Raw genomic sequence first — 12427 nt, 5'->3', positions numbered from 1 at the left:
AATAAAAAAATCGCTCTAGAGGGAGACTCCCCCTAGAGCAATTTTTATGATCGGAAATCCGCTGCCGTTACTGCCGGTATTTTCCGATTAAATAACTTCGTATTTGTTCCAATATAAACTCCGGTTAATACAAACGCAGCTCCAATTCCGTGAGCCCAGGTGAAGGTTTCTCCTAAATAGATAGTAGCCATCAACACAGCGGATACCGGCATGACATTGATAAAGATAGACGCTTTGGCTGCACCAACCTCTTTGATCCCGTAATAATACATAATAAAGGAAACCACGGTTACAAAAATACTCATATGCGCAATTGCCACCCAAGTTGAGAAATCAGCCTGCCCAATATCATGCCAAGACGTTTCAACAAAAGCAAACGGTGCTAAGAAAACCGTACCAAACGCAACCGCATAGGTGGTAGATTCAACAGCACTATATTTTTTCAAGACAACTTTACCAACGACACTGTATAATGCCCAGCTAATGACAGCTCCAAGTAAAACGAAATCAATGGTCTGAAAGCCAAGTTGGAACAATGTAAGGATATGTCCATCGGTTATGATAAAGGCCGCACCTGATAAAGCAATCACCATGCCAATGATATGGTTCTTCATAATTTTTTCTTTTAAAAATACTCCAGATAAAAGGACAATTAAAACCGGGTTTGAGGCAATAAATAACGAACTTTTAATAACTGGTGCCTGCTTGGTGGCGATAAAAAAACAGATATTATAGAGCGCAATACCCGTTAAGCCGAGAACCGCAAATAATCCATAATCTTTTAGTGTAGGTTTCTTTCGATTTTTTTCCATGAGCCACATAATCGGAAACAAAAGGACTGCAGCCCCTAAAAAACGTAAAAATGCTACCGTAGCCGGTTCAAAGCTTTGAACAGCAATTTTACCAGCAATAAAGGCACTTCCCCATGTTGCCGTTGCAATAAACAGCATTCCATAAATCATACATTTCTTTTTCATTCCAATCCCCTAATCCATAAAATGTAATAACTTGTATTTTACCATCTTTTTCGAATTTCGAAATAAAAATTTTCATAAAAAAATAGAGTTTTTAAGTAAAACCCTATTCTCCGGACATTCATCATTTAGGTTTCAACCAATAAATTGTGCTAATTCCTTGTTGAACTTTTCCCTTTCTTCCCAAAATAAGGCATGACCGCTGTTTGCAAAGGGTACTAGCATAGAATTTGTAATACCTTGTCGTTGTGCTTCAGCTAAAGGGAAGTGACAGACCTTGTCATGAATTCCGTGAAGGATGAGGGTAGGAACTTTGATTTTTCCTAAATCATGAAATAATCTTTCTTCATTTAACCAGGTGTTCGCAATGGCTGCAGTGGACCAGCTGGCTGCCTGAAGACCTAGTTGGAAAAACCAATCTGAGAATGGTTTCGTAACATACTGAAAGAAAAAAATGTCTCCAAATCCCTGCAGCATGTTAGGACGGTCATTATAGGTTCCTTGGATGATTTTATCAACCTCTTCCTTAGGTAACCCATAAGGAAAATAAGGACGTTGAATGACACTGGGAGCTGCAGCTGCTAGAAGTGCAAGCTTTGAGACGCCATATCCATGGTGACGTGCCATATATCGTATGGCAATGGCTCCACCTGTTGAGTGCCCCGCCAGCGTAATATTTTGTAAGTTTAATGCGTCGACTACACCTCGTACATCATCGGCTAACCGATCATAATCGTATCCGCTCCATGGCTTACTTGATTGACCGAAGCCTCTTTGGTCCATGCCTATACATCGAAATCCGAGTTTTGGAAGGAGGTTAAATTGATATTCAAACATCTTATGATTTGCTGGCCAACCGTGTAAAAAAAGGATCGTTTTCGAGCCTCTCCAATTTATATCTTCAATATAAATATCAACGTCTGTTTCTACCTTTACATAATACCCCATGCAGATCCCCCTCCTTAAAGTAAAGAGTTCTATTTCTAACTATATTCAATTGAACTTCTTTTTATTTTCAGTAAGTTCCTATTCATACATAAAACTCCTTTAGATGGAAAACGATATAAAAACTGGGAGGGGTTTATTGTGAGGAAAAAGATGACTAAGTTGTTGAAGAAAAGTCTCAACACTGAACCTGAATTTAAAGAAGAATCCAATGTAGAGGAAATTGAGATAAAAAAACAAGACATAAGTACACATATTGAGGAAAATTTAGAAACATTTAAGTCGATTTTTACCATTCCGGATAATACAGATGTCAAATTACGTAAGTTTACGATTCAACAACTAAATCGACAGGCATTTATCATTTATATAAGTACAATGGCAGATTTAAAAGCCATTATGGAAGGTATTGAGGAACCATTAATAGATAATGAGCACCCTTCAAAAAAAATCCAAGATATTGTTTCCTACCCAATTGAAAATACTTCTACCAATATTGGGGACATCACGGAATTTATTACTGCAGGTGTCACTGCACTATTTGTTGATGGAGACACCGATTGCTATTTATTTCAAACAACAAAAATACGCGGACGTTCGATTGAAAAGTCTGAAAATGAAGTAATCGTAAAAGGAGCAAAAGAAGCTTTTAATGAAAAGGTGATTGACAATATTGCCTTAATCCGAAAAAAAATTAAAAATGAAAATCTTCTCGTTGAAACGCAGACGGTTTCAAAACGTTCCAGGAATAATGTATTTCTTGTTTATCAAAAGGACCTTGTCAATAAGGAGCTGCTTGAAAATGTAAAAGAGAGGCTAAAATCATTTGATATTGATAGTACTCTTGAATTAAGTATATTAGAGCAATTACTCGAGGAACGTCCAAGATCCTTATTTCCAACAATCGTATATACAGAACGTCCTGACCGCGCTGCCGCTTTTATTGAAGAAGGGCATATTATTTTACTGATGGAAAATTCACCCAGCTGTTTAATCCTGCCTGCTACCTTTTGGGCGATGTTTCATTCACCGGAAGATCATTACTTGCGCACACCATACGGTAATTTCATTAGAATTTTACGATTCCTTGCTCTATTTGTTGCTTGTTTTACCTCCCCTGTATATCTTGCGATTACGAACTTTCATGTTGGAATGATTCCTCCGGATTTATTGATGGCGATTGCAGGAACAAGAGAAAGGGTACCTTTTCCATCCATCGTTGAAGTTTTGATGATGGAACTTGCCTTTGAGCTAATACGTGAAGCGGGATTACGCGTGCCATCCCCGATTGGTCCAACGATAGGGATTGTAGGTGCCTTAATCTTAGGTCAAGCAGCTGTTCAAGCAAATATCATAAGTCCAATCGTCATTATCGTTATTGCCTTAAGCGGGTTAAGCTCTTTTATTATCATTGACATAAGTATGAATTTCGCCATTCGGATTACCCGTTTTTTATTTATATTTACAGCGGGATTTATCGGAATTTATGGAGTTACCGCTTTGTTTATTGGAGGACTCTTTTATTTAGTCTCATTGAAATCATTTGGCACACCTTATTTTGCACCGATGACACCACATTCCTTCTCATCAAAGGACCTATTGATACGCCATATTCCAATGAAGGAAAGGTTCCGGCCAGGATATTTAAAACCAAAGGATATGGTTAAACAAAGAAAGGGATAAAACGATATGAAACAGCAGTCTGGAAAAATTGGAGTTCGTGAATTTGTTTCCATCGCAGTATTAATGGTAGGGTCGAAAGCCACTGAGGATACGCCGGCCCATCTGTACAGTCAAGTACAAAATGCAGCATGGTTGATTCCGTTCATTTCAGCCGGAATCTTTTTTATCCCTCTCTATTTATTAATAAAAACGATGTCATTGTATGAAGAAAAGGATTTGTTTTCCATTATAAAAAAAATACTGGGAAAATATCTAGGTTTTTTGGTTTGCCTAGTGATTTTCATCATCAACTCATATGCTGTTTCGTTTGATACCAGAACGTATACCAACATCATTCGATCATTTTACTTTACTACAACACCTACTCTCATCATTTATGCCATTTTAATGTTTATTTGTGGATATGGAGCCAAGAAAGGACTTCAACATATTGGGTCGGTTTCCTATTTAATCGTGTTCTATGCTGTACTTTCTTTGTATCTTGCCTTATGGCTGGGTACCCAGCATGCCAATATTAATGCTATGTTTCCCATTTGGGGTCCTGGACCACTTGAACTAGTGAAGGAAGGATCACAAATGTTAACTCTATTTGCTGATTTTTTTCTTTTGACCATGATGGTACCGTATCTTACATCAAACAAAGCATTCAAAAAAGGTACTATGTTTGCCTATATTTACGTCTGCCTCCAAATTAGTATAGCTATTCTTATTTTTGTCTGCATGTTTGATGAAGGCTTAGGGGGAGTTGCCTACCCATTCCACACCGTTATTCGTTTTATTTCACTTGGTGATTACATTCCGAATGTCGAAATCATTTTTTTCATCATATGGATTATGGCGGCATTTATTCGTTTCACCGCGTTTTTATACATAAATGCCCTCATGTTCGGTCATCTATTTAAAATTAAAGACTTTGAATACTTGATTCCTTCACTTGCGACGATTTATCTGATGATTGGAATGATTCCTGAAACACCTATTGATGTCAGCCTTGTATTTAAACCGATAGTAGTGAATACAGCAGGTCCAATGTTCGCCGTCATTTCAATTATTCTATGGCTAGTTGCTTTGATAAAGGGAGAATTTAAACATGCAAAAAACAAAAACATTATGTAAATTATGGTTGTTTTTCGTCATGGTTTGCTTATTATCTGGTTGTTGGGATCGTGAAGAACTAGAGGATAAATCCTATGTCATCGGATTAGGACTTGATCGGTCTAAAGAAAAAGATAAAATTAAAGTCACCATGTTACTTGCCAATCCTGAAGTGGGCAGTATGCAAGGCGGCGGCGGTTCAACAGAAAAACCGCGAGAAATCATCACGTTTGATGCAAATGATTTCATCGCAGCGAAAGCGACTGCAAATTCAATCATTTCACGTAATATAAGTTACGAACTATTAAGGATATTTGTTGTTTCCGAAGAATTTGCAAGACATTCAATCTTTCCTAATACATTTTCCGATGTGTTAAAAGATAAAGAAATTCGCCTAAATAGTTATATCGCCGTTTCTAAAGAAAATGCATCACAGTATTTTCTGAATAATAAACCGAAAATGGAAACGAGGCCACATAAATACTTTCAATTTATGGTCGATCACGGAATTGAAAATGGGCTCATTCCCGACTCTACGCTATTCCGTTATTTCCAAACGACGGAAAGAGGGAGCGATCTCTTTTTGGCCATGTACACTACTGCCAAAAGGCAAAAGAATCCTGAAATAAAAAGGGAAGATGAATACACGGCAGGTGAACTGAATGCAACGGGTGAACTTGATAATACACAATTTATCGGGTCGGCTGTTTTTAAGAGTGGGGTTATGTTTGATACACTAACTGGTCAAGAAACCCGTACGATCAATATTCTAGATGATACAACGGATATTAAAGATATATTAGTGAATATGCCTGATCCTTTTTCAGATAAAAAGAAACAATTTGCAGCAAGAATCATGAAAACGGAAAACAATAAAATAAAAATGGATTTAAAGGGGATAACACCTAAGATTTTAATTACCATCCCTTTACAATTAGAAATTATGTCTAACCCTAGTATGGTGAACTTTTCTAAAGAAAAAAACCAACAAATCTTAAAAAAAAGTATCGCTGATCATCTTGAAAAAGTGAATGAAGACCTTTTAAAGAAAACACAAACCAAATTCAAAGGAATTCCATATCCTCTTCCAATATATTCAAAAAAATACTTTAGAACGATTCAGGAATACAAAAAATTCAATTGGGCAAAAGCTTACCCTCGCGCGGACATCCGAGTAAAAGTGGATATCACCATTGTTGATTACGGAAATAGAACTAGAAATGCTAAAAAGTTGGGGGGATAGTAGGGTGCAATTATTTATTATTCTTACTCTAGTCTCGATTACAATATATACCTTCGGATTTGGTGTCACTCTATGGAAGGGAAAACAAAAAATAAGTGCACTAGCTGTATTCTTTCTTACCCTTGCTATAATCGTTTTGCCTTTTTTTTCAATCTTTTAATCAATATGATTTGAAACAGAAGACTCGTATTTTATCAGTAATTTTTGGAAAATATATAGGTTGAGGTGATAGAATGGCTAATGCAAAAGTTGGCGATAAGATTTCCTTTAAACGCGATGGAAATTCTTTAGAAGGTGTAGTCACAGGAGTAAGGGAAAATTCTGTTATGGTACAATATGGTGTGTCAAAGGAGAAGGATGAACCTCTCATCACGATTGTCAATCATAAAAATTACAAAATCACAAAATAAATTGGCACTAAATCGTAATAGAAAGCCAATAAAAAAATCCCTTTCAACCAAAGGGATTTTTTCCATTTCTTAATCGTGATTGCGCTGACCCTTTTCGTTTCGGTTACCAGTTAAATTATCTGTAGCGTTTTTAGCCGCGTCAACAGCATTCATAGCTACGTTTTCAGTCGTTTCTAATGCACTATGAAGCGCATGGAAAGCAGCACCCGCTGTTTCTTTGATGCCTTCCGCAACGCCTTTATCATTTTGTTTATTTGCCATGATGATTCACCTCCTAAACAGAAATAGGTTATGTAATAATGGACGGACTAATTCAATGGGAATAGCATTTGAGAAAAAATTTTTCCATATAACTCTTTCATCATTAAGGGAATAGTAAGAGTGACACTTCGTTGAACCATGAACAAGCATTTAGGAGGAACCTGTATGGACGAAACCAAAAAGATGGAAAAGCTGCTTCGAGATTATGGATACCCTGAAGAAGCCATTCCAAGATTAATCCGTGAAATTAGTTCAATGAACTACGATAGAGTGAGAAAGCTGATCCTGCCATACAACGATATAACAGCGGGAAAATCATAAGCACTAATTGGAAAACCATAATTTAATTATGTAAACTCAAAATAAAGAATTGACCCAAATCCGTTGAAAAAGTCCATTTCAGAAAGTACTCCGTACAAACTGTAAATGGACCTGTTTTTAATTAGGGCCAATTTTAGAACTATTAAACCATTTTTTTAGTAGAATAAGATATAACTAGATATTAGTCTTATCAGCGGAAGGAATGGTTTTAAAAATGCAAAAAATTTATTTCGATTACAACGCAAGCACACCATTGGCACCTGATGTGGTTGACGCGATGCAGCCACTGCTGAATGATTACTATGGGAATCCTTCAGCACTTCATTGGGCGGGAAAACCTGTGAAAGCAGTATTACATAAAGCGAGAGAACAAGTTGCACAACTTATAAACTGTTCTCCTGAAGAAATTATATTTACCTCGGGTGGAAGTGAAGCCAATAACCTTGCACTTAAAGGCTTTTATTTTAAATACCTGCATAAAGGGAACCACATTATTACCTCAAAAATTGAACACCCAGCGATTATTAATCCATGTAAGTTTCTTGAAAAAATCGGAGCGCGGGTAACATACGTGGGTGTAGATCAATATGGCAGAGTATCACCAGAGGAAATCGAAAAGGCGATTACAAAAGAGACCATCTTAATTACGATTATGCATTCCAATAATGAAACAGGTACCCTGCAGCCTATTAATGAAATTGGGAAGATAGCAGATAAGCATGGAATTGCTTTTCACACGGATACTTCACAATCCGTGGGGAAAGTTCCAGTGGATGTGAATGAGTTAGGAGTAGATATGCTAACGATTGCTGGTCATAAACTGTATGCTCCAAAGGGTATTGGAGCTTTGTTTGTGCGCGGTGGGATCGAGCTGGAACCGCTGATTCATGGCGCAGGACATGAACATGGACTACGAGCAGGAACTGAAAATACCTTATTGGCAGTCGGATTAGGGAAGGCATGTGAAATCGCGGGTGCACAATTAGGGACCAATAATCAAAAGGAGTTGACCGATTATTTTTGGAAGCAATTAAAAGCTGCGTTTGGTGATCAGGTTGTGTTAAATGGACATTCAGAGGAACGATTACCGAATACCCTAAATGTCAGTTTTGTTAGAAGGATTGGGCAAGATTTATTGGATGCAGTCCCTCAGCTTGCTGCCTCTACAGGTTCAGCCTGTCATGCCGGCAGTATTGAATTATCACCGGTGTTAAAGGAAATGAACGTACCTGAAGAGGTCGGAATGGGTGCTATACGATTTAGCTTAGGTAGATATACGACCAAGGATGAGATAGATATTGTCGTCAAAGCGTTTAAAGAAATATTGTGACAAACCTTACAGCACGGGCAGACACAATTAATCAATATAAAATTCACTAAAATCCTAAAGTATCTTCATAAATAGTTCTTTTGGTTATTCCAAATAATAATTTATAACTTGTCTTGAAAGAGGGCTATTTATGAAGAAACTAGTTCTACTATCTTTAATTGGTATATTGTTTCTCGCTGCATTTTCGAAGCCCAACGAAGTGGTTCCCTTTTTACGATCGGCTGCAAAAGGTCTGCCAGAAAATACAAACGTCCCCGTGCTCCTGCCGACTTATTGGAAGGAACAATCAAAAAAAGAAATACGGTTTTAGTGCAAAGTTATAAAAGCAATTTATCTAAATGAACTGATTATAATAATTTTTGACAATCCGTAACTAGACGCTTAATAATTGAATTGTTAATAAGAACCTGGTTTTGATCTATTTGGTTTATACAAAACTACCGGGTATAAGTACCAAAAGGGGATGATAAAAGATTTTTAAATTAAACAGAGGATATAAGTCTGAGAGAGGGAAGCATGGTTTAAAAAAATATGAAATAATTGAGACAATTGTAATTTTATCTGAATCATCAAAGGGTTGGCAAAAAGAACTCAATCTTATAAGTTGGAACAATATGTACTGCACCCCGAAAGTTAGAGTGAATCTAATTTTCGGGGTGTTTCTTTATGGCTAAGTATAGTGAAGGATTTAAGTTAATGTTAGTAAAGGAGTATCTAGAAGGTAAATTAGGATATAGGCTTTTAGCACAAAAGCATAATATGAAGGACCATACACGCATTATGAAATGGGTAAAGGTTTACGAAAAATGGGGGAGAAAGGTTTGATGAAAAAGAAGAGTAAGGAAACTTACTCTGTTCAATTCAAGCTGGATGTATTAAGCTTTATGAAAAGAACAGGTTCTTCAGAGGTTGATACAGCCCTTCATTTTGGGTTAACTAACCCTTCTATGGTAGCTTCGTGGAAGAAAGCTTATTTGGAGGGTGGTGCCGAGGCCCTGGATAGATCGAAAGGACGGCCATCCATGTCAGATAAAGCTAAGAACAACGGAAATAAAAAAATTACAAAAGAAAAAGAATTATCGTACGAACAAAAATTGGAGAGAGATAACGAACTTCTTCGATTGGAGGTAGAATACTTAAAAAAGTTGCGAGCTTTTCAGATGGATCCGGAGGGCTATCTCGAAAAGCACCAGCAGCGTTATCATTCGAACTCAAAGAAACCTTCAAATTAAAAGATGTTTTACAAATAGTTGGCATTCCCGAATCCTCCTACCATTATCATATTAAAAACATGAAGAAAGAAAATCCAGACCAAGAGTTAGAGGATCTTTTTCAATCCATTTTCGAAGAACATAATGGAAATTACGGTTATCGTCGTATTCAATTAGAATTGGAAAACCGTGGTTTTGAAGTGAATCATAAGAAGGTGCAACGCATCATGAATAAACTCGGGATCAAAGGAGATAAATTTAGATTAAAATCACGCAAATACAGTTCTTACAAAGGCACAACTGGTACTGTTGCCGAGAACCGTATCAATCGTCGCTTTCATACAAATGTTTGTCATCAAAAATTAACCACGGATATTACAGAATTCAAGTGTTCAGACAGTGTAAAACTATATCTAAGTCCAATAATGGATATGTTTAATGGTGAAATTCTATCGTACGGGATAAGTATGCGCCCAACCCTAGAATTAGCGCTCAAACCTCTCGAGGAAGCTCTAGAAATTGTAAAAGATTCAAAGTTTAGAACAACTGTCCATTCTGATCAAGGGTGGCATTATCAACATAATAAATGGGTAAAAACGCTCAAGGAAAAAAAGGTGTTCCAAAGTATGTCGCGAAAAGGAAACTGTTTGGATAATTCGCCTATGGAGAACTTTTTTGGCTTGTTGAAACAAGAAATGTATTATGGAGAAGCACTGTGTACATATGAGGAATTAAAAAAGAGAATTGAAGAATATATGATTTACTATAATAACAAGCGTATAAAGCAAAAATTGGCAGGCATGAGTCCGGTACAATACCGTATCCATACCAGCCAATTAGCTGCATAATATAAAACTCTAACTTTCGGGGGTCACCTCATTTGAGTTGCCTCTTTTCCTTGTTTCTTAATTAAATGGATTAACGAAGTTATATTGGATATGAATATCACCTTGAGTGTTACAGGTGATTCTCTCAATAAGTGTATTCAAAACTTGAGGAGTAAGATCTTTAAGTGAAAGAAGTTCCTTAAGCTTATTACCCATTTTAAGCGTATAGTTTTCATTTGTACATTCTTCCAATTTCTGTTGGAGTTGTGTCATTGATAAATCTAACTCTTTCAAGTTTTTATCAGTTAGCTTTGTATTCAATTAAATCTTCCTTAGAAATCACATTGTCGGTGAATAAATTCACGTAATCCAACTTTCTTTTTCGTAAATCTTTTATCTCCTTCTCTATATTTTGAATTTCATTTTGAATTTGCCGCTTTTTAGTATTCAACTTACTTAATAAGTTTTCTAAAAATTGATCATTTTGAAATGATTGAAAAAGTCCTTGAAGGTCATTTTGAATTATGTTTCTAAGTTCTTTTTCTCTAACAACAGTCTTGTTTATGCAAAAGGTATCTCCGTGTTTTATATTTCTTCCACATCGGTAACTTCTTTGAAATAGATTTACCATTATAAGGGTAATTGATAATACTAAGGAATTTTCATGTAGTAGTTAACACTTGTAGTACCGCCTTTGCCCATCCAGGAAATACTGATGCGAGTGGCGGCCATGGTTCATCTTGAAAAAACATATTTTGGAAGTTATGTTTATGCTATAGGTGGAAGTCGTGAGGCAGCACGTTTAGCAGGTATTAATATAGAAAAAATGACCTATATCGTTTATGCTTTCTGCGGATTTATTACTGGTATAGCAGCTTTAATTATGCTTTCACGGACAAACTCTGCTCAACCCGGTGCTGGCGCATCTTATCCATTCGATTGTATGACCGCAGCAGTCCTTGGTGGTATCAGCTTTGTCGGTGGTGAAGGAAAGGTAGGAGGAGCTGTTGCAGGTATATTGATTATTGATATTTTAAATAATGGTCTTCAATTGATGAATGTCGATTCTAATTGGCAGGTGTAATTAAAGGTATTGTACTTATAGCAGCAGTCGGTATTGATTCAATACAAAGAAGAGAAAAGAAAGCAAAAGTAAATGTAGTTGCAGTTAAAGCTTAATATATTTGTAATTTTACTGGATGTTTAACTAGCATGTTAGAGGAGGGAATACGATGGAGGAATTTCAACTTTTTACATCTAGAAAAATTGTAATAAAGTTACAAAAATCTTTGGCCCAACTGGTGAATTAATGTATTTAGTGGAAGGTACAGTTCGAGCTGCACTTATAGATACAGGAACTGGAGTTGGAGATTTAAAAGCTTATATTGATAATCTGACAGATAAGCCATATTTTGTAATGTTAACACATGGTCATGTAGATCATGCTATGGGTGCACCTGCATTTGATTAAGTATTTATGAATTCATTAGATAAGGAAGTCCATGCAAATCACAGTGAATATGAGATTCGAAAGAAATATCTTAACATGACTATGGGTGACAACTTTGCGTTTGTTATAGAAGAGGATTTTATTCCCATAGAATCGAGTGATCGATATAAACCGCTTTTGCTAGGGGACCATTTCAATTTCGGTGGAATTAATCTGGAAATTTGCGTTGGTGCCGGACATACCCTGGGACTAGTTACAATCTTGCTCGTTGAAGAAAGAACATTACTTTTAGGTGATGCTTGTAATCCCTTTACGTTCCTTTTTGATGAGTATTCACTCGGTGTAAGTTCAAACGAGAAGACTTTGATAGAATTAGATAAACTGACCAATGGGCGTTATGACAGAGTTTACTTATCACATGGAGACGGAGATGCTCCGAAGGTAATGTTGGATTCCGTTTTAGCTGTATGTGAAGACATTAAAGCTGGTAGGACAGATGATGTTCCATTTAATTTTATGGGACATACAGTATTTATTGCAAAAAAAATTGATGAGACAATGAAAAGGCTAGATGGCGGACTTGGTAATATTGTCTACAGTAAGGAAAAGGTAAATCAATAGTAAGATAGAAATGTTCCTTATTAGTTAACCTTTTAAGGGACATTTTCTTTTAATGG

At 36.4% G+C, this 12427-nt stretch carries 17 protein-coding genes; 13 read left to right on the top strand and 4 right to left on the bottom strand.

Annotation, left to right across the window (positions count from 1 at the left end; translation table 11 throughout):
• Positions 1 to 44: 44 nt before the first annotated feature.
• On the bottom strand, positions 45 to 977 hold the full coding sequence (locus ACIQAA_RS16385) for a DMT family transporter (protein WP_402621488.1): 933 nt from the start codon (positions 975 to 977) through the stop codon (positions 45 to 47).
• 132 nt (positions 978 to 1109) lie between these two features.
• Entirely contained in the window at positions 1110 to 1922 is an 813-nt protein-coding gene (locus ACIQAA_RS16380; protein ID WP_402621487.1) for an alpha/beta fold hydrolase, read from the bottom strand.
• 138 nt (positions 1923 to 2060) lie between these two features.
• On the opposite strand from ACIQAA_RS16380, the gene ACIQAA_RS16375 reads away from it, so the two are divergent.
• From ACIQAA_RS16375 to ACIQAA_RS16360, 4 genes are all read left to right on the top strand, one after another.
• A complete protein-coding gene (locus ACIQAA_RS16375) occupies positions 2061 to 3602 on the top strand; it encodes a spore germination protein (RefSeq protein ID WP_402621485.1) in 1542 nt (513 codons plus the stop codon).
• 6 nt (positions 3603 to 3608) lie between these two features.
• A complete protein-coding gene (locus tag ACIQAA_RS16370; RefSeq protein ID WP_402621484.1) occupies positions 3609 to 4718 on the top strand; it encodes a GerAB/ArcD/ProY family transporter in 1110 nt (369 codons plus the stop codon).
• Positions 4693 to 5940: a Ger(x)C family spore germination protein gene (locus tag ACIQAA_RS16365; RefSeq protein WP_402621482.1), complete on the top strand. Its 1248-nt coding sequence runs from the start codon at positions 4693 to 4695 to the stop codon at positions 5938 to 5940. Before ACIQAA_RS16370 ends, ACIQAA_RS16365 begins: the two co-directional genes overlap by 26 nt.
• A gap of 233 nt (positions 5941 to 6173) precedes the next feature.
• On the top strand, positions 6174 to 6350 hold the full coding sequence (locus ACIQAA_RS16360) for a DUF2187 family protein (protein ID WP_402621481.1): 177 nt from the start codon (positions 6174 to 6176) through the stop codon (positions 6348 to 6350).
• A gap of 69 nt (positions 6351 to 6419) precedes the next feature.
• Here ACIQAA_RS16360 and ACIQAA_RS16355 read toward each other — a convergent pair whose 3' ends face one another.
• Positions 6420 to 6611 (bottom strand): hypothetical protein, encoded by a 192-nt coding sequence (locus tag ACIQAA_RS16355; protein WP_402621479.1) that lies wholly within the window; start codon positions 6609 to 6611, stop codon positions 6420 to 6422.
• 165 nt (positions 6612 to 6776) lie between these two features.
• Between ACIQAA_RS16355 and ACIQAA_RS16350 the strand changes: the two genes are divergently transcribed.
• From ACIQAA_RS16350 to ACIQAA_RS16325, 6 genes are all read left to right on the top strand, one after another.
• The gene (locus tag ACIQAA_RS16350) at positions 6777 to 6932 is read left to right on the top strand and encodes a hypothetical protein (RefSeq protein WP_402621478.1); all 156 of its coding nucleotides are present in this window, start codon (positions 6777 to 6779) and stop codon (positions 6930 to 6932) included.
• A 214-nt stretch (positions 6933 to 7146) separates the two neighbouring features.
• Positions 7147 to 8262, top strand: coding sequence for a cysteine desulfurase family protein (locus ACIQAA_RS16345; protein ID WP_402621476.1), 1116 nt, complete (start codon positions 7147 to 7149; stop codon positions 8260 to 8262).
• A gap of 130 nt (positions 8263 to 8392) precedes the next feature.
• The gene (locus tag ACIQAA_RS16340; RefSeq protein WP_402621475.1) at positions 8393 to 8572 is read left to right on the top strand and encodes a hypothetical protein; all 180 of its coding nucleotides are present in this window, start codon (positions 8393 to 8395) and stop codon (positions 8570 to 8572) included.
• Positions 8573 to 8928: 356 nt separating this feature from the next.
• A complete protein-coding gene (locus ACIQAA_RS16335) occupies positions 8929 to 9087 on the top strand; it encodes a transposase (RefSeq protein WP_402621473.1) in 159 nt (52 codons plus the stop codon).
• Entirely contained in the window at positions 9087 to 9494 is a 408-nt protein-coding gene (locus ACIQAA_RS16330; protein ID WP_402621471.1) for a helix-turn-helix domain-containing protein, read from the top strand. Before ACIQAA_RS16335 ends, ACIQAA_RS16330 begins: the two co-directional genes overlap by 1 nt.
• A complete protein-coding gene (locus tag ACIQAA_RS16325; protein ID WP_402621603.1) occupies positions 9383 to 10321 on the top strand; it encodes an IS3 family transposase in 939 nt (312 codons plus the stop codon). Before ACIQAA_RS16330 ends, ACIQAA_RS16325 begins: the two co-directional genes overlap by 112 nt.
• Positions 10322 to 10378: 57 nt before the next feature.
• On the opposite strand, the gene ACIQAA_RS16320 is transcribed toward ACIQAA_RS16325, so the two are convergent.
• A complete protein-coding gene (locus ACIQAA_RS16320; protein WP_402621469.1) occupies positions 10379 to 10621 on the bottom strand; it encodes a hypothetical protein in 243 nt (80 codons plus the stop codon).
• Positions 10622 to 11015: 394 nt separating this feature from the next.
• Between ACIQAA_RS16320 and ACIQAA_RS16315 the strand changes: the two genes are divergently transcribed.
• From ACIQAA_RS16315 to ACIQAA_RS16305, 3 genes are all read left to right on the top strand, one after another.
• Positions 11016 to 11384: an ABC transporter permease gene (locus ACIQAA_RS16315; RefSeq protein WP_402621468.1), complete on the top strand. Its 369-nt coding sequence runs from the start codon at positions 11016 to 11018 to the stop codon at positions 11382 to 11384.
• Positions 11385 to 11585: 201 nt separating this feature from the next.
• Positions 11586 to 11771 (top strand): MBL fold metallo-hydrolase, encoded by a 186-nt coding sequence (locus ACIQAA_RS16310; protein ID WP_402621601.1) that lies wholly within the window; start codon positions 11586 to 11588, stop codon positions 11769 to 11771.
• Between the two features lie 6 nt (positions 11772 to 11777).
• Positions 11778 to 12371: an MBL fold metallo-hydrolase gene (locus ACIQAA_RS16305; protein ID WP_402621466.1), complete on the top strand. Its 594-nt coding sequence runs from the start codon at positions 11778 to 11780 to the stop codon at positions 12369 to 12371.
• The last annotated feature ends 56 nt before the right edge of the window (positions 12372 to 12427 follow it).

The organism is Neobacillus sp. NPDC093182 (genome assembly GCF_044754045.1).
The sequence above is the reverse complement of the archived record's forward strand: the minus strand, read 5'-3'. Positions and strand labels throughout refer to the sequence as shown.